We start from the raw sequence: 21,345 nt of genomic DNA on the forward strand, positions 1-21,345 counted from the left end.
CTCTGTTGGCATAAGTCTATAAATGTCATGATAAGTGCAACGGACCGATCATCCGGTCAATTCTTGCAGCTGTGAAGCCGCTTGCTTTAACACCGGCTCAAACGCCAACAGGTCATCCAGCGTTTTTCTCAGTACCGGAGCGTGCGTGAACAAGCACGCTGCCAACCTGCCTTTCTGATCACGGATAGGAACAGACACGGCCACGAGGCCATCAACAAATTCCTCATTATCCGTACCAATGTCATTATCAGCAATCTGCTGCAGCTCAATTTCTAACGCTTCAGGAGTCGTCAGGGTATTCCGCGCATACTGAGTTAAAGGAAGGTTTTTCAGAATCCGACGGCGACGTTCTTCCGTCAATGAGCTCAGGTATAACTTACCGCTGGCGGTACACCAGATCGGCGTATGACTTCCTACCGGCAAATGCAGTTGTAATGGCCAGTTGGTTTGGACCCTGTCGTAATAAATCATTTCGATTCCATTGGGAATCGAAATACCGCAGGTTTCACCCGTAATATCAGCCAGGTTTTGCAGGATAGCCTGGCGCGACGCTTTAAAACGACTGGCAAACAGTATTCCTAAAGCCGTTTTGTGTAATCGCTCCGCAGGAATCATCAAACCACGCATATTTGCCTGCAGATAGCCTTCGGCGACCAGCTGTTGCAGTATCCGGTGCACACTGGGTTTGGGTATATCCAACAACAATGAAATATCAGCTGGGCTCAAAGGCCGCTCAGCCTGAGCAACGGCTTCGATGATCTCAAGCGCACGGATAACCGAAGAACCTTTTTTACTTTCCGCCGTCATTATAAACCCTACTGTCTGCTGTTACGGCCATTATATGATGGCCGCAAGATACGCAAAACAAAAAAAAGCCAGCGTTACTCTCAGGGTTGAGTAACGCTGGCAGCAACCAGCAATTTACTTCATGGTTGGCATGGAGAAAGAAGCTCCCTCGCGTACACCTGCCGAAGGCCAACGTTGAGTGATGGTTTTACGCTTAGTGTTAAAACGAACACCATCCGGGCCATAGGCATGCAAATCACCAAACAGTGAACGCTTCCAACCACCAAAGCTGTGATAAGCCACCGGCACTGGCAGAGGAACGTTAATTCCCACCATACCAACCTGAATATGGTCTGAGAAATAACGAGCGGCTTCACCATCACGAGTGAAAATACAGGTACCGTTGCCGTACTCGTGGTCATCAATCAATGCCATGGCTTCCTCCATGGTATTCACCCGCACCACCTGTAGCACAGGACCAAAAATCTCCTGCTGATAGCTGTCCATTTGTGGTGTAACGCGGTCAATCAGGGTGCCACCCACAAAAAAGCCTTTTTCATAACCGGCCACCTCAGGGTTACGACCATCAACCACAACATTGGCACCATCGGCCTCGGCACTGTTGATAAAGCCCACTACCTTGTCACGGTGTGCTGCGGTAATCACCGGACCAAAATCGTTGCTGCTTTCACTGTAAACACCCACTTTCAGGTCAGCCATGGCGGCTTGCATTTTGGATACCAGAGCGTCTGCTGCCGCATCTCCAACCGCAACGGCCACAGATAGCGCCATGCAACGCTCGCCCGAAGAGCCAAATGCAGCTCCCAACAATTGGTTTACGGCGTTATCAATATCGGCGTCCGGCATCACAATCGCGTGGTTTTTAGCGCCACCCAACGCCTGACAACGCTTACCGTTGGCATTGGCCGTGGTGTAGATGTACTCAGCGATTGGGGTTGAACCAACAAAGCTCACCGCTTTAACGCGCTCATCGTTCAGCAATGTATCCACGGCTTCTTTATCACCGTTGACGACATTAATCACACCATCCGGTAAACCCGCTTCCTGCAGCAGTTGAGCCACATACAGGGTCGAGCTCGGGTCACGTTCAGACGGTTTCAATACGAACGTATTACCGCAAGCAATCGCCATTGGATACATCCACAGCGGCACCATGACAGGAAAGTTAAACGGCGTAATACCAGCAACTACACCCAGCGGCTGAAACTCGCTCCAGGAGTCAATACCTGGGCCAACGTTTTTGCTGTATTCGCCTTTTAACAGCTCTGGAATACCACAAGCATATTCAACATTTTCAATACCACGCTGTAACTCACCGGCCGCATCGTGAGAAATTTTGCCGTGCTCCTGGCCAATCAATTCACAGATTTTATCGGCATTGGCTTCCAGCAATTCTTTAAACTTAAACATGATACGGGCGCGCTTAATCGGCGGTGTATCTCGCCAGGCCGGATAAGCTGCCTGAGCACAGGCAATGGCTTCTTCAACCGTTGCTTTGGTGGCCAATACCACTTCTTTTTCGGCTGCACCCGTCGCCGGGTTGTAAACTTCCTGCTTGCGACCGCCCTCGGTCACAACGCGACCATTAATTAAATGTCCGATAGTACTCATAATATGTCCTCTGCTACTGAGATAAGTGGCTTCATGCTTAACGCAACGCCAATAAAGCCACTGATTATTTAATGAATGGATTACCAAAGCTGACGATAGATCGCGACGATCTCATCGCTGCTGGGTACCCGAGGGTTATTACCAGGAGAACCGGAAGCTAACGCTTGCTCGGCCATTACTGGCATCAGGTCATGAAAAGCATCACGGTCAATACCGAACTGCGCCGGCGTTGGAACCTGTAACTCTTCATTCAGAGCGGTTAATTCCTGCAGTAATTTTTGATTGGCCGCCTCGTCGCTGTCCTGCGAATCCGCCACCCCCATAGCACGCGCACAATCGGCATAACGTTCAGGAGCTGCCGGAATAGAAAAAGCGGTTACCGCCGGCAGTAACATGGCATTCGACAAGCCATGTGGCACATGGAAAGCAGCACCAATTGGACGACTCATGCCGTGAACCAAAGCAACCGAGGCGTTGGAAAATGCCACACCCGCCAGGGTTGAACCCAGCATCATGGCTTCACGAGCGTCTTTATCTGAGCCATCGTGATAAGCACGACGCAAATTAGGCCCCAACAGTTTCATCGCCGACAAAGCCTGACTGTCACTGTACGGGCTTGCTTTTTTACTCACGTAAGATTCAATCGCGTGGGTCAAGGCATCGATACCGGTATCGGCTGTGATACGTGGTGGCAAGCTCAGTGTCAGCTCATAATCCACCAGCGCTGCCACTGGCATAAAACCAATACCAACACACAACATTTTTTCATCGCTGGTTTCATCCGTAATGATGGTAAAACGCGTTACTTCAGACCCGGTACCTGCGGTTGTTGGTACAGCAACAATCGGCAGCCCCTGCTCCAGCACAACACGCGGGAACTTATAATCACGCATGGTGCCGCCGTATTTACCCAAAATTGCAATCGCCTTGGCGCTGTCAATCGGGCTACCACCGCCCAGTGCAATAATGCTGTCGTAGTCGCCATCACGAACGGTATCAACACCGGCCTGAATGGAAGCTACCGTCGGTTCCGGCACGGTGTCATCAAACACATCCGCAGTGATGGAGTCTTTTGCCAGCACATCCTGAATGCGGCTGGCATAACCCAACTCGACCATCATTTTGTCTGTGATAATTAATGGACGTTTGCAGCCCAGGCTTGCCAATACATTCGGGATTTCCTGACTGGCACCTTCACCAACCTGCATAATGCGGGGAAGAATTACTTGAGTAGACATATTGACTCCTCGTTATGGCGTCATAAAAATTAAAAAGCACCGCTGCCGCAGCAGCGGTGAAAGGAGTGCTTCATGCACTCAGAAGCTGTTATCAGCGATGACGGAAAACCGGTGCACGCTTGGCAATAAACGCGTGCATTCCTTCTTTCTGTCCTTCGGTAGCAAATGCTGCCTGGAATAAACGGCGCTCATGGCGGATGCCTTCGGTCAGGCTGGTTTCAAACGCAACATTGACCGCTTCTTTTGCCATACGCACAGCCGGGTCGTTATAACCGGCAACGGTATGAGCCGCTTCCAGAGCAACCTGTAATAACTCATTGGCGGGTACCACGCGGGCAACCATGCCTGCTGACTTCGCTTCCTGGGCGTCAATGGTGCGACCGGTTAATACCAGATCCATTGCCAAGGCTTTACCCACGGCATTCGTCAGACGCTGAGAGCCACCAATACCCGGCAAAATACCCAGTTTGATTTCTGGCTGGCCAAACTGCGCATCTTCTGCAGCAATGATGAAGTCGCACATCAGTGCCAGCTCACAACCACCGCCCAGGGCATAACCACCAACGGCCGCAATAATTGGCTTTTTGATGGCACGCAGCTCATCCCACGGGGCAAAAATGTCGTCACAATAAAATTCGGCATAGCTCAGATTCGCCATTTCTTCGATGTCAGCACCCGCTGCAAAAGCACGCGCACTGCCAGTAATCACGACGGCACCAATGTTGTCGTCGGCATCAAAAGCTTTGAGCGTATCAACCACCTCACGCGCCAACTGACGATTAAGCGCATTCAGACTTTTTGGGCGATGTAAGGTGATAATGCCCACCCGATCACGCTTCTCGACCAGAATGACTTCTTCTGTTGCTTCAGCCGCTTGCGGTTTTGGCTCGGCACTTTTTTTCGCTGTTGTGGTATTTTTTTTGTTCATTGTGGGTACCTAACTCTTTATTGACGGTTGTTGTTTAACTGCCGAAACGGCTTTTCAGGAGTCTTCATGGGTTGAATCAAAATCGGTCTGAGCCTTAGCCGCCGGAGCATAGGCTCCATTGCCAGACATCAGTTCTTCAAGAATGGCTTCACGATGCTCATTCAGCGCCGGAGATTTAATCGGCACCTCAGGATCAACTTCCGACACCGTACTCATCTTGATAGGGTTGCCAGCGGTTCTGACCGGGCGGTCATTTTCGCCCTGCACCTTAATAATCATGTTGCGAGCCAGTAGCTGCGGATGAGTAAACAGACGGTCGATGGTATTGATCGGAGCACACGGCACCCCTTCTTCATTCAGGGCATCGATCCAGTGCTGCATCGGCTTGGTTTTTGTGATTTCTTCTACGTCTTTAACCAGTTGCTTACGGTTTTGTACACGCAGATCATTGGTCAGAAACTCAGGTTTTAACGCCAATTGCGGAGAACCCAACGCATCGGCCATTAATAAGAACAGAGTGTCGTTACCGGCACAGATGACAAACTTTTCATCCTCAGCCATAAAGGTTTCAAACGGCGCTAACGATGGATGGTTGTCACCGGTCCGGGTTGGTACCACACCTTCCACATCGTAACGAGCCAAGGCGGTTTCCATCAGAGCGGCCTGACAATCCAGCATGCCGATATCAACACGCGCACCCTGTGCATCGCGACTGCGGCTGTATAGAGACGATAAAATTCCGATCACGCCAAACAGTGCGGCACCAAGATCACCAAAGCTGGTTCCGACCCGAGCTGGCTCCGCCCCCGGCCAACCGGTCAGACTCATCACCCCACCCATGGCCTGCACCACCATGTCGTAACCCGGCAATTCACTGAACGGGCCACTGTGGCCGAAACCGGAAATCGAGGTATAGACAATATGCGGGTGGGTTTTCGCTAAGCGCTCCGGGCCATAACCCAGACGCTCCATGACGCCAGGACGGAAGTTCTCTACCACCACATCACTTTCATCCAGCAAGCGCTCTAACAACTCACGATCACGTGGAGATTTGATATCCAGCGAAATACTTTCTTTGCCACGGTTAAAGCACATGAAATAAGCCGAATCATCACCAACGAAAGGGCCGAATGCGCGCGTATCATCACCGGTACCAAAGCGCTCAATTTTGATAACCCGGGCACCCAGGTCCGCCAGAATCATGGTGCAGTATGGTCCCGCTAACACACGAGAAAAGTCCAACACGGTGATTCCTGCTAATGGGCCTGGCTTCTGTTCTGTATCACTTTTGTTATTCATAGAGCTGTTCCCGCATATTATTTCTTATAAAACGATACGTTTCGTATCGCTATGTGGAACAGATCATAAAACATACACCAGCAAGTAAAAATAGACATTGGTATAAGGCAAAAAATCAGACAGGCATCTGGGAGCAGACAAGCAGGCATAAAAAAACCCCGGCCTCATACGAGAACCGGGGTTTTTTAACGCGTCATCAACGCCTGAGCGCTGATGACCGAACGGCTTAACTTACTGAGCCGCTTTGAACTTCAGGCGGTAAGCGTGCAGCAGTGGCTCAGTGTAACCACTTGGCTGCTCTTTACCTTTGAAGATCAGATCAGAAGCTGCCTGGAACGCGATGCCATCAAAGTTTGGCGCCATCGCAATGTAAGCAGGATCGTTAGCATTCTGACCATCTACAACAGCAGCCATACGCTTCAGGCTGTCTTCAACCTGTTCTTTAGTACAGATGCCGTGCTCTAACCAGTTAGCCACGTGCTGAGAAGAGATACGCAGAGTTGCGCGGTCTTCCATCAGGCCAACGTTGTTGATATCAGGTACTTTGGAACAACCAACACCCGCGTCAACCCAACGTACAACGTAACCCAGGATACCCTGACAGTTGTTGTCGATTTCGTTCTGGATGAACTCAGGCGTCAGCGCATCGGCTTCTGCTTTGCTCATCAGAGGCACAGTCAGGATGTCATCTACGTTGGCGTGTTCACGCTTCTTCAGCTCTTCCTGTACGGCGAATACGTCTACTGTGTGGTAGTGCATAGCGTGCAGAGTCGCAGCCGTTGGAGATGGAACCCATGCCGTGTTAGCACCGGCTTTAGGGTGGCCAATTTTCTGCTCCATCATCATGCCCATCTCATCCGGGATCGGCCACATGCCTTTACCGATCTGAGCACGGCCAGACAGGGAAGTTTCCAGACCAGTGTCTACGTTCCAATCTTCGTAAGCGTTGATCCAGGTTTGTTGCTTCATAACAGTCTTAGCAACAAAAGGACCTGCCAGCATAGAGGTGTGCAACTCGTCACCAGTACGGTCTAAGAAGCCAGTGTTAATGAATACAACACGGTCTTTCGCAGAACGGATACACTCTTTCAGGTTAACGGTGGTGCGACGTTCTTCGTCCATGATGCCCATCTTCATAGTGAAGCGTGGCAGACCCAGAGCATCTTCAACACGACCAAACAGTTCGTTTGCGAACGCAACTTCTTCAGGACCGTGCATCTTAGGTTTAACGATGTTCACAGAACCAGTCGTCGAGTTCTGGAATGGCGCATTACCTTTCAGATCGTGCATAGCGATCATGGTGGTCATCATGGCATCCATGATGCCTTCCGGCACTTCAGAACCATCAGCCAGCAGGATTGCAGGGTTAGTCATCAGGTGACCAACGTTACGTACGAACAGCATCGAGCGGCCTTTCACAGTGAAAGTCTCGCCATTCAGGCCGGTGTACTCACGGTCTGGGTTCATTGTACGAGTAAAGGTCGTGCCACCTTTGGAAACTTCTTCAGCCAGGTCGCCTTTCATCAGACCTAACCAGTTGCCATAAGCAATCACTTTGTCTGCGCCATCAACACAAGCAACGGAGTCTTCACAGTCCATAATGGTGGTCAGTGCCGATTCCATCGCGATGTCTTTTACGCCAGCCGCATCGGTAGAACCGATTGGGCTAGTAGCATCGATCTGAATTTCAAAACGCAGGCCGTTGTTTTGCAGCAGGATGCCAGTCGGTGCGCTCGCGTCACCGGTGAAGCCTTGCAGTTGAGCTTCGTCTTTCAGACCAGTTACAGAACCGTCTTTCAGAGTCACAACCAACTTGCCATCTTCGATCGCGTATTTAGTGCTATCAGCTTGATCGCCAGCCGCCAGAGGCGCTGCTTCGTTCAGGAAGTTACGGGCATAAGCGATAACTTTGTCGCCACGTACCTGGTTGTAACCAGGACCTTTCTCTGCGCCACCTTCTTCAGAGATTGCTTTAGTGCCGTACAGCGCATCGTACAGAGAACCCCAACGAGCGTTGGAAGCGTTCAGAGCAAAACGTGCATTCATGATCGGCACAACCAGCTGAGGGCCAGCCATTTGAGCAATTTCAGGCTCAACATTGGCCGTTGTCGCCGCAAAGTCTTCACCTTCTGGCAGCAGGTAGCCAATTTCCTGCAGGAATGCTTTGTATTCCGGGAAGTTTAAATCCTGACCGCGACGCTCAGAGTGATATGCATCGATTTTAGCTTGCAGATCATCACGCTTAGCCAGCAGCGCCTTATTCTTAGGAGCCAGCTCGTTAGCGATTTGGTCAAAGTCTGCCCAGAATTTTTCGGCATCAACGCCGGTACCTGGAATCGCTTTGTCGGTGATGAAATCGTACAGTTCCTGAGCGACCTGGATGCCACCCTTCTGAACGTATGCAGTCATGATTAAGCCTCAAGTTAATAATGGATTCTGCCATGCAGAACCCGAGTCCATACAGTCAGGTGTTTTATAGGCCATGGCACTCAATAAAACAGCTAACCCAATATAAAGTCGCCGAAGTATACCTATCGATTCAGTCTTCTCCTATAACCCAAATTTATGTCCGGGATAAGGCGCATAAATACGAGCTATGCACTGCCACTTTGATTCATTGTGTCTGACCTGCTGCCTCTCCCCTTTAACTGCTGACATTTCCATACTTTTCGCGTGAAAGACAAAAGCTATACAATACCTATACATAAAAGATGCATCATGTATGAATTCAAAGAGGTCATGTATGAGTAACAAAAAGCAGGCACCCGCCGAGCAGCGTCAGCAGGAGCTGGAAAAACACATTGAACAATTTCTGAAACACGGTGGAAAAATCGAAAAGATTCAGCCGGGATTGACCGGCGAAAAGCATCCGTGGCTTAAAGGAAGGAAAACAGACAGGCCTAGTACCGTGGTGAAGTTGCCCCACCACATTGCCCCGGGCGTGATGATTTAATCACCCGTTTCGGTACAAGAAGTACGTCAAAAACAATCGGAGAGAATGCTAAGGTTGTCAGCCGACAACCTTAGCCACACGCACTTTATCTGCCAACAACTACAAATTCGCCGTTCACAAAACGAGCAACCCAGATATTGTTTTCCTGACGAATCTGGCCGTAAACAACGCCACGGAAGTTAATTGGGATAATGGCATCTTCTAATGTCGAGGCGTCTTCAGCTTCAGCGTCATTGCGCAACACACAACGCTCAAAGCGGCCTTCAGCATTGCTCACAAACGTATATGGCAACGGCGCCGCGCTGCTCTGCTGGCGAACCGACGTAACCAGCGTACTATCCACCGTTTCCGTCGAGCCATCATCCAGTGTCAAAGAAACACCGTCTTTGAAGATGGTAACGTTTCCGGATTTCGCCACTTCCCCACGGGTGTCGTAGCTCAGCACAATCTGATCGAGGCCTGAGCCCGTTCCCAACGTTAATCCGCTATCAGCACTTGTCTCACTGTAATCGTGTGAAATGGCCGCATTGACCTGATAACTATCCGGAGTTGATAACAAAAGAGAAGCATCCAGCAAAGTACGCGGGTCACTGGTACTGGAATCATCATCGTCGAGCACGACTTCGGTGGTAAAGCGCAATGCATTTAATCCCAACACCACAGGAGCGTACAGTGTGCCACTCATCGAAGCCGTACCTGTCACCTCATCCAGAATCAGACACTGCTGGTTATCGGGATTTTTAACGGTTGGCCAATCGATAAAATAGGTGCCACGATTGTCGATATTAATCCGCGATAACACCCCCACTTCCCACAGCTGATTCAGAGAGTCCTGAACATCACGTTCGCCCAATAAACGCTGGCGACCATCACAACGATCGACCACCCAGCTGCCATTGTCGTTCTTTAACGTACAACGCTCGAAATCATGAGTAATGACAAAGTCATCTCGATCACCATCACCGTCCAGGTCAGAATCGTCTTCCACTGAACGAGTGGGTAAGAAACGATAACGAAGCGACTCACCGAGCGGCACGATCAGGTCAAAATATTCAGCAACCTGAACCTGTAACTGTTCCTGGCCAAAGCGATACATCGCCAGATCACTTTCTACACTGCCTTCAGGATGAGCCGGATTGGTACGCTCGGATAAAAAGCCATTAAAGGAAGCAAACTTCAGCTCAGGATAAAACGTATCGGCATTGAGTGAGCGCGCCGATAAGCTCAGGGTGGTGAAATCATTATCGTCAGAGTTTTCACCCTGAATGGTATCGGAAATACGGCCACGCAACGTGACCGTCTCAATATTAAAACGGCGTTCATCCGCGTCGTTATCCGGATTTTTTACACCACGATAAAATTGGGTAAATGCACCTTCCAGTTCAAATTCATTCGCCTGTCCTTCATTGGCTGAAAAGTTGAAATCAGCCCAACGGATTTCATAAGCAATTTCTTCCATTGTGGTTTGAATTTCAGAAACGGCTTGCGGGTAAAAAATACGAATGCCAGCCGGCACCGATATTTCGTCACGCTCATCCGCATCGGTATAGGTATGGTCAACCACAAAGGTTAAGCCACCCTGCTGGTAAGTACCCTTAATCAACAGATCAATCGCCTGTGACTGAGCCGGGTTATCATCGGTATCGGATGGATTAACATCAGCAACCGCCTGAGAGACTGTCACCTGTCCGTTATTAATGGTTAAGACATTGTTCGCAAAACTGGCCGATTGCAGCCATTCCCAACCAGGCTCACCTTCATGGGTCGGGCAGGCACCGTTGGCGGACAGACACTCCAGGTATAACTGGCGTGTTTTGATGAAAGCATCAACGATGGCATTAAAGTTAGCTTGTTGATCATTACCAATTTGACGCAATTCATCACGATAAGCCTTAATGCGCTCCTGATAACCAGTTTCAAAGAAACCGCTACCATCACCTAACAAACGTAAAAAGGCTTTTGAGCGTTCAATGCCCAACTCGATATCATTCGCCAGACTCTCACCAATTAGTGTGGCCACGGTTTCCGGCACAATCGCAGTAAGCTGACCTGGGTTGCCGTTTAATACTGCCGCTTCTGACTCCAACGAGTTAACGACTGAGGCGACAAATGCCGACACCTCGGCATTCAGCCCTTCAACCTGCTTCAGGTTGTCGGCTGCCAGGGTGTAAATCTGCGCCAGAGACACCGCCTGGTCGCCACCCGACTGAATCAATTGTCCTTTATTGCTGACCAAATCTGCGCCAACCGCCTGAGCAAACGTGCCTTTATCCGGATTTGCAGCGGTGTAGTCCTGAGACAGTTTTTGCCAGGCGGCGAGAATCGCGCCGTAACGGATTGAGTAGAGAGCAGCACCAGTGTTTACCGTTGCCCACTCATTCAGCTGTGTCAGATCCGCAGGCTCACGGGTCTGAATATCATCAATAGCGAATAATTTGCTGACCTGGGAAATCGATTGAACAGCAGAGTTTGGAGAATAAAACCCGGTTTCAACCCAAACATTTTGTTCTGGAGTAATCCCCAGTGAATCATCTCCTTGAAGATTTTCCACATAACTCAGCTGCAACCCCAGTTCGGCTGCCAGGTCAGTGAGCGGCGTTAAACGAACGTGTTCATTATTACGCAACCCGAACGCAACCGTTCGCCAGTCCATGCCTGTGGTGACTGGATAGGTAGAGGCAAAAGCAACGTTATTGGCACAACCCGCTACCCACTGACAGGTGCGTGTTGTTCCGTTCGCATCACGACTCAGATCCTGCTCACGACCAGTGAGTTGAAACTGGTGAAGGTCGTTTTCGGGAATGGCGATGGTTACCTGACCTTCAGTATCGGCTTCTGCAGAAGAGACTATTGGCTGTAACTCAAAATCAGCAGAAGGCAGACCCGAAGCCGCAATAATTTGTGAGCGCACCAGGCCATACTGAATATCTTCCTGATTCACCTGTACCGAGACATCAATATTTGAGTCACTGGAATCACTATCAGAGTCGTTACTACATCCTGCCGCCAGAACAGCTGCCATCAATACAGCAATCGGCATAAACCCATGTTTTTGCATAACTTCCTAAACCATCAAATGTTGATTGCACTGCCTCCAGGCCAATTTTAAATCCCTATGCCAATTTTGAACATTGAGGGCGGCCAAGATTAAGACAACGCTGACACGAAATGGCCGCTATCATAACAGGGTTTATTTGCCTGTGTTTGCTGTTGCGGCCGTAAGGTTTGGTAAATGATGAAAATAATTCTGTCCAGGTAGTCAGCAGAGTTAACAGGCACAGGCTTTTTGGCTAAAATGCCCGCCGCTTTTTGGAGGCTCTATGCAATTATTCGTTGATCAGTTAACCAATGTCGATTTCAGCTACCTGGATGCCCAGCGCGGCATGGTCGGTGAAACCTGGTGGGCCTCAGCCCTGCTGGATGGCGCCCTTGATGATCAGGGAATGATTTGTGATTTTGGCGTGGTAAAAAAAGTACTGCGCAACTGGCTGGATGACGATGTGGATCACCGTTTATTGTTGCCAGTCAAAAGCCCCAATCTGAGTTATACCCTCGAAAACGATCGGGTGGATCTGAGCTGGCAATACGCTGATGGCAAAACATTGCGGATGAAAGCGCCCAAACAAGCCGTTGCTCTGGTCGATGCAGAAGCCATTAATGCAGAGTCGGTGGCACAATGGTGTCGCGAACAATTGCGCGCCTTTTTTCCGGTTAATGTCGAACAGCTGACTCTCAGTTTTGAAGCGGAAGCCATCAACGGTGCCTCTTACCACTACAGTCATGGCCTGAAAAAACACGATGGAAACTGCCAGCGTATAGCCCATGGCCATCGCTCTCGCATTAAGATTTTTATTGACGGACAACGTTCTGCTGAACAGGAACAACTCTGGGCAAGACAATGGGCGGATATTTACCTGGGCAGCCAGGAGGATATTGTGTCACATGATAACGGCGAAATTCACTATCGCTATCAGGCACAGCAAGGTGAGTTTGAATTATGGATGCCGGAAGATCACTGTTATCTGATGAACACTGACACCACGGTCGAATTTATTGCCAGCCACCTGGCTCAGACCATCAAACTGCAATTCCCCAACGCTGAGATAAAAGCACAAGCCTTTGAAGGCGTTAATAAAGGCGCCATTGCCATTGCCATTGCATAATGACTGGCTCAACCTGCCTGCTCTGAATTACGAAAGTCTTCCTCTTCCATATTCTGGCGCAGTTTGCGCTGCCCCAGAATAAAAACAGTCAACGCCACCGGCAACAACCACCACAACCACTCGGCCATGGAGTCGGCATATTGCTTACCGAAAACATACGCCACACCAAAAATAGCGGCGGCCCACACCCAGATGGACACAACATTCGCAATAGTGAAAGTCCAGCCAGGTACTTTTGCCAGACCACAGGCGATATAACCAAACGTGCGCAACCCCGGCATACAGCGGATCAGTGCTAACTGGTGCCACGGCGCTTTTTGCAATGGCGCCACCTGACGCTGAATCATATTGTGCTGAAAGCGTTTTGCTAACCAGGGGGAAAAATGCGCAGCCCGGCCAAACAGGTACAGAGCCGAGTCGCCGATAAACATGCCGGTACAGGTCGCTAGAAACGCCACCTCTGCCGAGACTTTGCCACTGGCGGCCAATAAGGCGGCACCAATGATCGCCAGGTCTTCGAGCATAAAGGTGGAAACAATAATGATGAGAACAATCCAGGCCGGATGATCAGAATAGGTTAACAGTGAATCAAGCATGAAGGTGAACCAATAACAAATAACAGTCCGTAAAAGCTACGACCAATAAACAAAAATCGAGTTTACCATCTTTATGTTGCAATTAATGGCAGAGAATTTTCCCCCAATAGCTGAGTTCAGGGGAAAAATCCGTTAGAATCTTGCGCCTTTTCATTCACTGCCTCGTTGAGATTACGTATGTCCACCTCTTTGGAACTGTCTGCGTTAACTGCAATTTCTCCTATTGATGGCCGCTACGGCAGCAAAACCGCCGCTCTGCGCCCGATTTTTTCTGAATACGGCCTGATTCGTGCCCGCGTCGAAGTAGAAATCCGTTGGCTGCAACGCCTGGCTGCTCACGAAGCCATTACTGAAGTACCGGCTTTTTCTGCCGAAACTCAGGCACAGCTGGATGCCATCGTCAGCGATTTCAGCGAGGCCGATGCACAACGCATCAAAGATATTGAAGCTACGACTAACCATGATGTAAAAGCGGTTGAGTACTTCATCAAAGAGAAGTTTGAAGGCAATGAAGAGCTGAACAAGGTCAACGAATTTGTTCACTTCGCCTGCACCTCGGAAGACATCAACAACCTGTCGCATGCCATCATGCTGCGTGCGGGTCGTGATGAGGTTCTGCTGCCAGCGATGCGTGACATCGCCAATGCGATTCGCGCCCTGGCTCATGAGCACGCCGAACTGCCAATGTTATCCCGCACCCACGGCCAAACCGCCTCTCCTTCTACTCTGGGTAAAGAGATGGCAAACGTGGTGGCTCGCCTGGAGCGCCAGATCAAGCAAATCGAAGACGTGCAGATGCTGGGCAAAATCAACGGCGCGGTTGGTAACTACAACGCTCACATCTCCGCTTACCCGGACGTTGACTGGCAAGCGAATGCCGAAGAGTTCGTTACTTCTTTAGGCATTAACTGGAACCCGTACACCACTCAGATCGAGCCACACGATTACATCGCTGAGCTGTTTGATGCCATCGCTCGTTTCAACACCATCGTAATCGACTTCGACCGCGATATCTGGGCATACATCTCCAACGGTTACTTCAAGCAGAAGACCATTGCTGGCGAAGTGGGCTCTTCGACTATGCCGCACAAAGTTAACCCAATCGACTTCGAAAACTCCGAAGGTAACCTGGGCTTAGCCAATGCGGTTCTGGCACACATGGCGCAAAAACTGCCAATCTCTCGCTGGCAGCGTGACCTGACGGACTCTACCGTACTGCGCAACATGGGTGTTGGTGCTGGTTATAGCCTGATTGCTTATGCAGCGACCATGAAAGGCATTAGCAAGCTGGAAGTCAACGAACAGCGTTTAGCTGAAGATCTTAATAACGCCTGGGAAGTATTGGCCGAGCCAATCCAAACCGTGATGCGCCGTTATGGCATTGAACAGCCATACGAGAAGCTGAAAGCCTTCACTCGTGGCAAAGCCATCACTCAGGATGCCATGGGCGACTTTATTGCTAGCCTGGAGCTGCCACAAGCAGTGAAAGACGAGCTGAACGCCATGACACCAGCAGCGTATATTGGTAATGCGGCAGCGCAGGCAAAAGCGGTTTAAGCATTTGCTGAAGTCAACTGCAAAGCCCTGATTCGTCGGGGCTTTTTTGTTGAACAACCCCCACAATGCCACTAACACGGATTCTTTTAGCCGCCGCCCCGAAGGGGCATCCATGCCCCTGCCGGGCTACCGCGACATCCTGTCGCTGCTCTAAAAAGAATCCGTCTCAGCGGCATCAAGCTGCCGACCAGTTGTTTGTTCGAAAGCAGCAACAGGATGTTGCGGTAGGATCAAAGGCACAGGGATGTGCCTCTGATCCGGCGGCAGAACAAATTACTGGTTGGTAGCTTAAAGCACTAAAGGCTCTTTCTATGCACGTCCTAGGTCACTTATCCGTTGAAGAATTCCTGCGCGATTACTGGCAAAAAAAGCCCGTCCTGATCCGCAACGCCTGGCCTGACTTTGACCCCTTATTACCCGCCGATGAACTAGCGGGCCTCAGCCTCGAAGCAGAAATTGAATCCCGTCTGATCATCGAAGATGGTATCCCCGGCGATAAAGGCGATGGAAAAAATGGTGACCCATGGCAGTTAAAGTGCGGGCCATTCACTGAGGATGACTTCCGTGCCTTACCTGAAAACAAATGGACGCTGCTGATTCAGGGCGTTGATCATTGGATTCCTGAAGCGGCGGAGCTACTCGAACATTTCCGCTTTATTCCGTCCTGGCGCATCGATGACTTAATGATCAGCTATGCCGTCGACGGCGGTAATGTTGGCCCACATTACGACCAATACGATGTTTTTTTACTGCAAGCTGAAGGCCAGCGAGAATGGTCCATTGGCCAGATGTGTGATGATCAAAGTCCTTTTATTAAGGGTCCACAAATCCGGGTTTTAGAAGAGTTTAATGAAACCGATTCCTGGGTATTAAACCCAGGAGATATGCTGTACCTACCACCTCAACTGGCACATCATGGCATTGCCCGAGGCGAGTGCATGACCTATTCCATTGGCTTTCGAGCACCGTCACAACTGGAACTGGCCCAGGCGACACTGGATGAAATATTGGTCAGCGCCAATGAAGACCAGCGCTATCAGGACTCAGACCTGCAACCATTAGAATCACCCGGCCTGATCGATTCACAAGCCGCTCAGCGATTACGCAACACCCTGAAAGCAGCTCTTGAAGACGATGCCGTATGCCAACGTATTCTTGGTAAGTTGATGACAGAAGCTAAATACCCAGAACACCAGCCAGATGCACAGGAAGAACCGGAGTGGTCACAGCTCTGCGAACTTTTTACAGCCACTGACCATATCAACAAGTCGGAATTTTCGCGTTTTGCCTACAGCCAAAACACACAAAGCTGTGAGTTTTTCTTCCAGGGAAGCCATACAGAATTGCCCCTGAATGACTTGCCCTTGATCACATATCTGAGCGATTATGGACATTATGAGACAGATAAGTTGATCGAGATGGCAACCACAAACAGCGGTCGGTCTCTGCTGCAAACACTCTGGTCTCAACAATTACTGTATAGCGAAGAGTAAGGAAAAAGCGGTTGGAAGTTAAAGTAGTCAGCTGGTCGGATCGGAGTTATCGCGACATACTGAGAGACATTCGCCAGAAAGTTTTTGTCGAAGAACAAGGTGTTCCCGCCAACGAAGAGTGGGACGACAAAGACAACCAGGCCATTCACTTTATTGCGTTTGATGGCAAGCGTCCGGTTGGCTGCGCCCGCCTGTTTAAAGATGGCTACTTCGGCCGCATGGCTGTATTGGCCGAACACCGACACAACCACTGGGGTTCACGCTTGATTCGCGCCATAGGCGATTATTATCAGGTCGAACTGCGCGGCCGATTACTCAAAGCCTCGGTTCAGGCACAGGCGTATAACTTCTATCTGCACAATGGCTTTATCCCCCAGATTGAGTTCTTCTGGGATGCTGGCATTCCTCATTTGACCATGACCAAAGCGATTGGTCGCGGTAACGGTGTTGCTTCTTCAACGTTTGAAATGGGCAAAGATTCTGAGCTGTATCAGCTGGAAAACGAAGCCGCCATCGAAGGTTTATTTCAGATTGCCTGCCAAAACAAACCGCGTAAATTATTCATCGGCATTACCGAGTTACAACATCCGATGTGGTCATCACAAGGGACGCTGGACTGTATTAAACGCTACTTACGCAGCTCAAGCCGTCGCCAGATTGATTTGTTAATCCGCAATGAATACCCAGGCATCAGCGATCACCCTCTGATTCGCTTGAGTAACCGCATCAGCAGCCGGATTTGCGTTAAAGTTCACAGCGGCCTCACTCTGAATGGAGCATTATTTGATCCGGATGGCTATCTGTTGATTCAGGGCTCACATGTAAAAGCCTGCTTTAATTGCCGCGTTACAACGATTCGCCACAAGCGCGAATTTGCCGATTTATGGCGTGCGGCACAACCAACACGTGAAGCACGACAACTACGACTGTAAGTGCACAAACAAGAAGCTCACACATAAAAGCTCGCCAATAAAAAAAGGCCATATCGTTTTTGATATAGCCTTGTTTAGTCACTGATTTATTGCTGTTGCAGCAGCAACTGCTCTACCCGCTCAACATCCTCTGGCGTATCAATACCATGACCCGGAGGCTCATCAATAATCGACATATGAATTTTTACGCCATACCAAAGTGCACGCAATTGCTCGAGCGCTTCGGTTGTTTCTAACGCACACACTTCCATATTCTGATACTGGCGCAAAAAAGAAACACGATAGCCGTACATACCAATATGTCGGTAAACCGGCATTTTAGCCGTCATTTCGTCCGTACCATTTTTATAACCATCACGATCCCATGGAATCGAAGCACGGCTGAAGTACATGGCAAACTGATCTTTATCCAGTACGACTTTCACCACATTAGGATCAAAGGCATCATGATTACCCGATAACGGCGTGCATACTGAGCTCATACCCGCATCGGGGTAATTAATTAAACTCGCGGCGGTCTTTTCAATCAACTCCTGCGGAATCAGTGGCTCATCACCCTGCAGATTAACGATCACCACATCGTCACCCCAGCCCTTGATTTTTGCGACCTCAGCGATTCTTTCGGTACCGTTTTCATGATCTGGCGACGTCATCACCACCTCCGCACCAAACGACTCCGCTTCACGCTGGATACGCTCATTATCGGTGGCAATCACAATATCCTGAATACCAGTTTCAACAGCACGTTCGTAAACATGCTGGATCATGGTTTTACCTGCCAACTCGATCAGCGGCTTCCCAGGCAAGCGCGATGATGCATAACGCGCCGGAATAACAATTTTATAGTCTGACATTTAACTTCTTTAACCTTCCGTATTTTACTGATCGCCCCGAAACTTACTTATCGTCGTAGTAGTCACGATACCAAAGTGCAAATTTCTCAATGCCCTCTTTCAAAGGCGTATTGGGTGCAAAATCCACGTCTTCAATGAGGTCATCAACATTGGCATATGTTCGCACGACATCACCCGCCTGCATATCCATGTAGTTTTTCTTCGCCTCAACACCCAGAACATCTTCAATCGTCTGGATAAAGTCGCCCAGCTGTACAGTATTGTGATTACCAATATTATAAATCTTGTACGGCGCGGAACTGCGACTGGTATCACCCGACTCCGGCGTCCAGTCAGCGCCAGCACCGGTTGGAATTTTCTGCGTAATCCGAGTCACACCTTCAACGATATCGTCAATATAAGTGAAGTCTCGCTGCATCTTGCCATGGTTATAGACATCAATAGTCTCGCCACCAAGAATTTTCTTAGTGAAACCGAAATACGCCATATCCGGACGCCCCCACGGGCCATACACAGTAAAGAAGCGCAGGCCGGTCGTTGGCAAACCGTATAAATGCGAATAGGTATGCGCCATTAACTCGTTAGACTTTTTAGTCGCCGCATACAAAGAAACCGGATGATCAACCCGATCGGATGTGGAATACGGAATATCGGTATTTAAACCATAAACAGAACTGGAAGATGCATACACCAGGTGACCTACTTGGTTGTGGCGACAGGCTTCCAGAATATTCACAAAGCCTACCAAGTTGCTATCAACGTAAGCATGTGGATTTTCAATAGAATAACGCACCCCAGCCTGAGCCGCTAAATGCACCACCCGATCAAACTGATGCTCAGCGAATACCGCCTCTACTTCATCACGATTGGCGAGTTCGACTTTTTTAAATTCAAAGCCATCTAATTCAGCCAGCCACTGCAATCGACTTTCTTTCAGAGAAACATCGTAATAGTCATTTAAGTTATCAACACCAACAACCTGATGTCCCTGCTCAACAAATTGCTTACTGGTAAACGACCCAATAAATCCGGCCGCGCCGGTAACTAATATTTTCACAATGACTGACTCGTGTTTGATTCGATTTTAGTGCTTTAAAAATTACCCGGAACTGGAATTTTATTCGCTACGCGAATTTTCAAATTCAGGCAACATAGCTTTGATGTAAGCTTCATCCAACGGCATACGGCTACCCAGAACAATATCAGCAACTTCACGCGCAACACCTTTGCCACCCATCGCATCGGTAATAAGATCAGCGTGCTCCTGTACCAGCCAAAACGCATCTTTTGGAGCGATACTCAAGCCAACGCGCTTCATCACCTTCAGGTCAATCACATCATCACCCACATAACAAACCTGATGCGGTGATAGCATTAAGTCATCCATCAATACTGACAATTGTGCCCATTTGTCTTTGCAGCCAGGGTAAAAATGGCCAATCCCCAAATCGGAAGCGCGCCGGGTTAACGGAGCAGAATCTTTAGCAGAGATAATCGCTGTCACAACGTCATAATCGGCTAACAGTTTAATACCAACGCCATCTTTAACATTAAAATGTTTTACTTCTTCGCCGTTGGCAGAATAGCTGAGCGTACCATCCGTCAGAACACCATCAACATCAAATACAACTAATTCGATGGCACGCGCTTTTTCTTTAACCGCATTTGGAATATGAACCATAAGACACTCCTTAAACCACAGTTTATTCTATCGTAACAGACAGCTTTAACGGATTAACAGCAGGAGTAATAACTTGATAGTCATTTCATGAAGACTATGAACATAGCCAGAAAGAAATGGCATCCCCAAGGGGATTCGAACCCCTGTTACCGCCGTGAAAGGGCGGTGTCCTAGGCCTCTAGACGATGGGGACACTAAGACTGGAATTGAGATTTGGTGGAGCCTAGCGGGATCGAACCGCTGACCTCAACACTGCCAGTGTTGCGCTCTCCCAGCTGAGCTAAGGCCCCGTCTCAAAACGTGGGCGCATATTACGGCTGAGCATCTAATGTGTCAACACTATTTATTCAACTTCCTGAAAAATATTTCTCTAAAACAACAACTTACCTCTTTCATCACGGCGTTTCAGAAAACGGCAGGCCAATAAAACAAAAGCCCCGCTGACATTGCCAGCGGGGCTTGAAAGAGGTCAAACAATCAAAGATTAATCATCTGAGCCCATTACACCCAGAATCTGCAGCAATGACAGGAACAGGTTGTAAATGGCGACATATAAGGTAACGGTTGCAGAAATATAGTTGGTTTCACCGCCATGCAGAATCGCACTGGTTTCATAAGCAATTAAACCGGACATCAACATGATAAACATGGCAGATACGGCTAACGACAGCGCTGGAATTTCAAAGAAGAAAGCACCCAGAGAACAAACAAAAGCAACCAGAATACCTACCATCAGAGTCTTGCCCCAGCCACTCAGGTCTTTACCAGTACTTAATACCCAACCTGACATCGCCATAAAGATCAACCCGGTTGTTCCCATCGCCATGGCAATGGTTTCAGAACCACCTGGCAGGCTGGAATAAAATGAAATAATTGGCCCAAGAGTCAGTCCCATAAAGCCAGTCAGGGCAAATACTGATACCAGCCCCATCGCACTGTTTTTGGTTTTCTCAACAAGGAACAACAAAGCAAAATAGCCAACCAATGTCAGCAGGCCAAAGTGTGGAACGTTAAAAGCCACGGATACAGCTGCCATCACACCACTGAAAATCAGTGTCATAGACAACAGTGCATAGGTATTGCGCAGCACTTTACGACCGTCATGCGAGATCACGCCAGATTGCTGCTGAAAATCAACCGGCTCAGCCACCGCATCCTGGGCATGGCCTTGTTTCATATTTAAGTAATCGGGACGATTGCTCATTTCCTGCTCCTGTTAGGATTTTTTAACTG

The 21,345-nt window shown here is 49.2% G+C and carries 17 protein-coding genes and 2 tRNA genes; 5 read left to right on the plus strand and 14 right to left on the minus strand.

The features are described from left to right. Positions 1 to 48: 48 nt before the first annotated feature. The 6 genes from KFF03_RS10250 to KFF03_RS10275 form a co-directional block, all read right to left on the minus strand. Positions 49 to 807 carry an IclR family transcriptional regulator gene (locus KFF03_RS10250; protein ID WP_255856798.1) on the minus strand — a complete coding sequence of 253 codons (759 nt, stop codon included), beginning with the start codon at positions 805 to 807 and terminating at the stop codon, positions 49 to 51. Positions 808 to 921: 114 nt separating this feature from the next. Continuing rightward, the gene (locus KFF03_RS10255; RefSeq protein ID WP_255856799.1) at positions 922 to 2,418 is read right to left on the minus strand and encodes a CoA-acylating methylmalonate-semialdehyde dehydrogenase; all 1,497 of its coding nucleotides are present in this window, start codon (positions 2,416 to 2,418) and stop codon (positions 922 to 924) included. Positions 2,419 to 2,498: 80 nt separating this feature from the next. Next, positions 2,499 to 3,656, minus strand: coding sequence for an iron-containing alcohol dehydrogenase (locus KFF03_RS10260; RefSeq protein ID WP_255856800.1), 1,158 nt, complete (start codon positions 3,654 to 3,656; stop codon positions 2,499 to 2,501). A gap of 91 nt (positions 3,657 to 3,747) precedes the next feature. After that, entirely contained in the window at positions 3,748 to 4,584 is an 837-nt protein-coding gene (locus KFF03_RS10265; RefSeq protein WP_255856801.1) for an enoyl-CoA hydratase, read from the minus strand. Between the two features lie 54 nt (positions 4,585 to 4,638). Further along, positions 4,639 to 5,883: a CaiB/BaiF CoA-transferase family protein gene (locus KFF03_RS10270; protein WP_255856802.1), complete on the minus strand. Its 1,245-nt coding sequence runs from the start codon at positions 5,881 to 5,883 to the stop codon at positions 4,639 to 4,641. 231 nt (positions 5,884 to 6,114) lie between these two features. Next, a complete protein-coding gene (locus tag KFF03_RS10275) occupies positions 6,115 to 8,292 on the minus strand; it encodes a malate synthase G (protein WP_255856803.1) in 2,178 nt (725 codons plus the stop codon). Between the two features lie 334 nt (positions 8,293 to 8,626). On the opposite strand from KFF03_RS10275, the gene KFF03_RS10280 reads away from it, so the two are divergent. After that, a complete protein-coding gene (locus KFF03_RS10280; protein ID WP_255856804.1) occupies positions 8,627 to 8,836 on the plus strand; it encodes a hypothetical protein in 210 nt (69 codons plus the stop codon). Positions 8,837 to 8,921: 85 nt separating this feature from the next. Here KFF03_RS10280 and KFF03_RS10285 read toward each other — a convergent pair whose 3' ends face one another. Then, positions 8,922 to 11,894, minus strand: a complete 2,973-nt coding sequence (locus KFF03_RS10285) for a hypothetical protein (protein ID WP_255856805.1) — start codon at positions 11,892 to 11,894, stop codon at positions 8,922 to 8,924. Positions 11,895 to 12,156: 262 nt separating this feature from the next. On the opposite strand from KFF03_RS10285, the gene KFF03_RS10290 reads away from it, so the two are divergent. Beyond that, positions 12,157 to 12,999, plus strand: coding sequence for a 6-carboxytetrahydropterin synthase (locus KFF03_RS10290; protein ID WP_255856806.1), 843 nt, complete (start codon positions 12,157 to 12,159; stop codon positions 12,997 to 12,999). A gap of 8 nt (positions 13,000 to 13,007) precedes the next feature. Here the strand turns inward: KFF03_RS10290 and KFF03_RS10295 are convergent, their stop codons facing one another. Then, positions 13,008 to 13,595 carry a DedA family protein gene (locus KFF03_RS10295; RefSeq protein ID WP_255856807.1) on the minus strand — a complete coding sequence of 196 codons (588 nt, stop codon included), beginning with the start codon at positions 13,593 to 13,595 and terminating at the stop codon, positions 13,008 to 13,010. Positions 13,596 to 13,784: 189 nt separating this feature from the next. On the opposite strand from KFF03_RS10295, the gene purB reads away from it, so the two are divergent. The 3 genes from purB (at position 13,785) to KFF03_RS10310 (ending at position 17,577) form a co-directional block, all read left to right on the plus strand. After that, entirely contained in the window at positions 13,785 to 15,152 is a 1,368-nt protein-coding gene (gene purB / locus KFF03_RS10300) for an adenylosuccinate lyase (protein WP_255860899.1), read from the plus strand. A 311-nt stretch (positions 15,153 to 15,463) separates the two neighbouring features. Further along, positions 15,464 to 16,645: a cupin domain-containing protein gene (locus KFF03_RS10305; RefSeq protein WP_255856808.1), complete on the plus strand. Its 1,182-nt coding sequence runs from the start codon at positions 15,464 to 15,466 to the stop codon at positions 16,643 to 16,645. A gap of 11 nt (positions 16,646 to 16,656) precedes the next feature. Further along, positions 16,657 to 17,577 carry a GNAT family N-acetyltransferase gene (locus KFF03_RS10310; protein WP_255856809.1) on the plus strand — a complete coding sequence of 307 codons (921 nt, stop codon included), beginning with the start codon at positions 16,657 to 16,659 and terminating at the stop codon, positions 17,575 to 17,577. Between the two features lie 86 nt (positions 17,578 to 17,663). On the opposite strand, the gene kdsB is transcribed toward KFF03_RS10310, so the two are convergent. The 6 genes from kdsB to KFF03_RS10340 form a co-directional block, all read right to left on the minus strand. Further along, positions 17,664 to 18,431 carry a 3-deoxy-manno-octulosonate cytidylyltransferase gene (gene kdsB, locus KFF03_RS10315; RefSeq protein WP_255856810.1) on the minus strand — a complete coding sequence of 256 codons (768 nt, stop codon included), beginning with the start codon at positions 18,429 to 18,431 and terminating at the stop codon, positions 17,664 to 17,666. Positions 18,432 to 18,474: 43 nt separating this feature from the next. Next, positions 18,475 to 19,488: an NAD-dependent epimerase gene (locus tag KFF03_RS10320; protein WP_255856811.1), complete on the minus strand. Its 1,014-nt coding sequence runs from the start codon at positions 19,486 to 19,488 to the stop codon at positions 18,475 to 18,477. 60 nt (positions 19,489 to 19,548) lie between these two features. After that, a complete protein-coding gene (locus KFF03_RS10325) occupies positions 19,549 to 20,112 on the minus strand; it encodes an HAD family hydrolase (protein WP_255856812.1) in 564 nt (187 codons plus the stop codon). Between the two features lie 117 nt (positions 20,113 to 20,229). Beyond that, positions 20,230 to 20,305: transfer RNA gene (locus tag KFF03_RS10330), tRNA-Glu, on the minus strand. Between the two features lie 21 nt (positions 20,306 to 20,326). Further along, positions 20,327 to 20,402: transfer RNA gene (locus tag KFF03_RS10335), tRNA-Ala, on the minus strand. A gap of 194 nt (positions 20,403 to 20,596) precedes the next feature. Then, positions 20,597 to 21,316, minus strand: coding sequence for a Bax inhibitor-1/YccA family protein (locus tag KFF03_RS10340; RefSeq protein ID WP_255856813.1), 720 nt, complete (start codon positions 21,314 to 21,316; stop codon positions 20,597 to 20,599). Between the last annotated feature and the right edge of the window lie 29 nt (positions 21,317 to 21,345).

It is taken from the genome of Bacterioplanoides sp. SCSIO 12839 (assembly GCF_024397975.1).
Taxonomy (GTDB): domain Bacteria; phylum Pseudomonadota; class Gammaproteobacteria; order Pseudomonadales; family Oceanobacteraceae; genus Bacterioplanoides.

Excerpts from the sequence above, each read along its gene's own strand:
- kdsB (WP_255856810.1), bottom strand. The coding sequence starts at position 18,431 with ATGTCAGACTATAAAATTGTTATTCCGGCGCGTTATGCATCATCGCGC.
- KFF03_RS10325 (WP_255856812.1), bottom strand. The coding sequence starts at position 20,112 with ATGGTTCATATTCCAAATGCGGTTAAAGAAAAAGCGCGTGCCATCGAA.
- KFF03_RS10265 (WP_255856801.1), bottom strand. The coding sequence starts at position 4,584 with ATGAACAAAAAAAATACCACAACAGCGAAAAAAAGTGCCGAGCCAAAA.
- KFF03_RS10280 (WP_255856804.1), top strand. The coding sequence starts at position 8,627 with ATGAGTAACAAAAAGCAGGCACCCGCCGAGCAGCGTCAGCAGGAGCTG.
- KFF03_RS10260 (WP_255856800.1), bottom strand. The coding sequence starts at position 3,656 with ATGTCTACTCAAGTAATTCTTCCCCGCATTATGCAGGTTGGTGAAGGT.
- KFF03_RS10305 (WP_255856808.1), top strand. The coding sequence starts at position 15,464 with ATGCACGTCCTAGGTCACTTATCCGTTGAAGAATTCCTGCGCGATTAC.
- KFF03_RS10295 (WP_255856807.1), bottom strand. The coding sequence starts at position 13,595 with ATGCTTGATTCACTGTTAACCTATTCTGATCATCCGGCCTGGATTGTT.
- KFF03_RS10255 (WP_255856799.1), bottom strand. The coding sequence starts at position 2,418 with ATGAGTACTATCGGACATTTAATTAATGGTCGCGTTGTGACCGAGGGC.
- KFF03_RS10270 (WP_255856802.1), bottom strand. The coding sequence starts at position 5,883 with ATGAATAACAAAAGTGATACAGAACAGAAGCCAGGCCCATTAGCAGGA.
- KFF03_RS10290 (WP_255856806.1), top strand. The coding sequence starts at position 12,157 with ATGCAATTATTCGTTGATCAGTTAACCAATGTCGATTTCAGCTACCTG.
- KFF03_RS10275 (WP_255856803.1), bottom strand. The coding sequence starts at position 8,292 with ATGACTGCATACGTTCAGAAGGGTGGCATCCAGGTCGCTCAGGAACTG.
- KFF03_RS10250 (WP_255856798.1), bottom strand. The coding sequence starts at position 807 with ATGACGGCGGAAAGTAAAAAAGGTTCTTCGGTTATCCGTGCGCTTGAG.
- KFF03_RS10340 (WP_255856813.1), bottom strand. The coding sequence starts at position 21,316 with ATGAGCAATCGTCCCGATTACTTAAATATGAAACAAGGCCATGCCCAG.
- KFF03_RS10285 (WP_255856805.1), bottom strand. The coding sequence starts at position 11,894 with ATGCAAAAACATGGGTTTATGCCGATTGCTGTATTGATGGCAGCTGTT.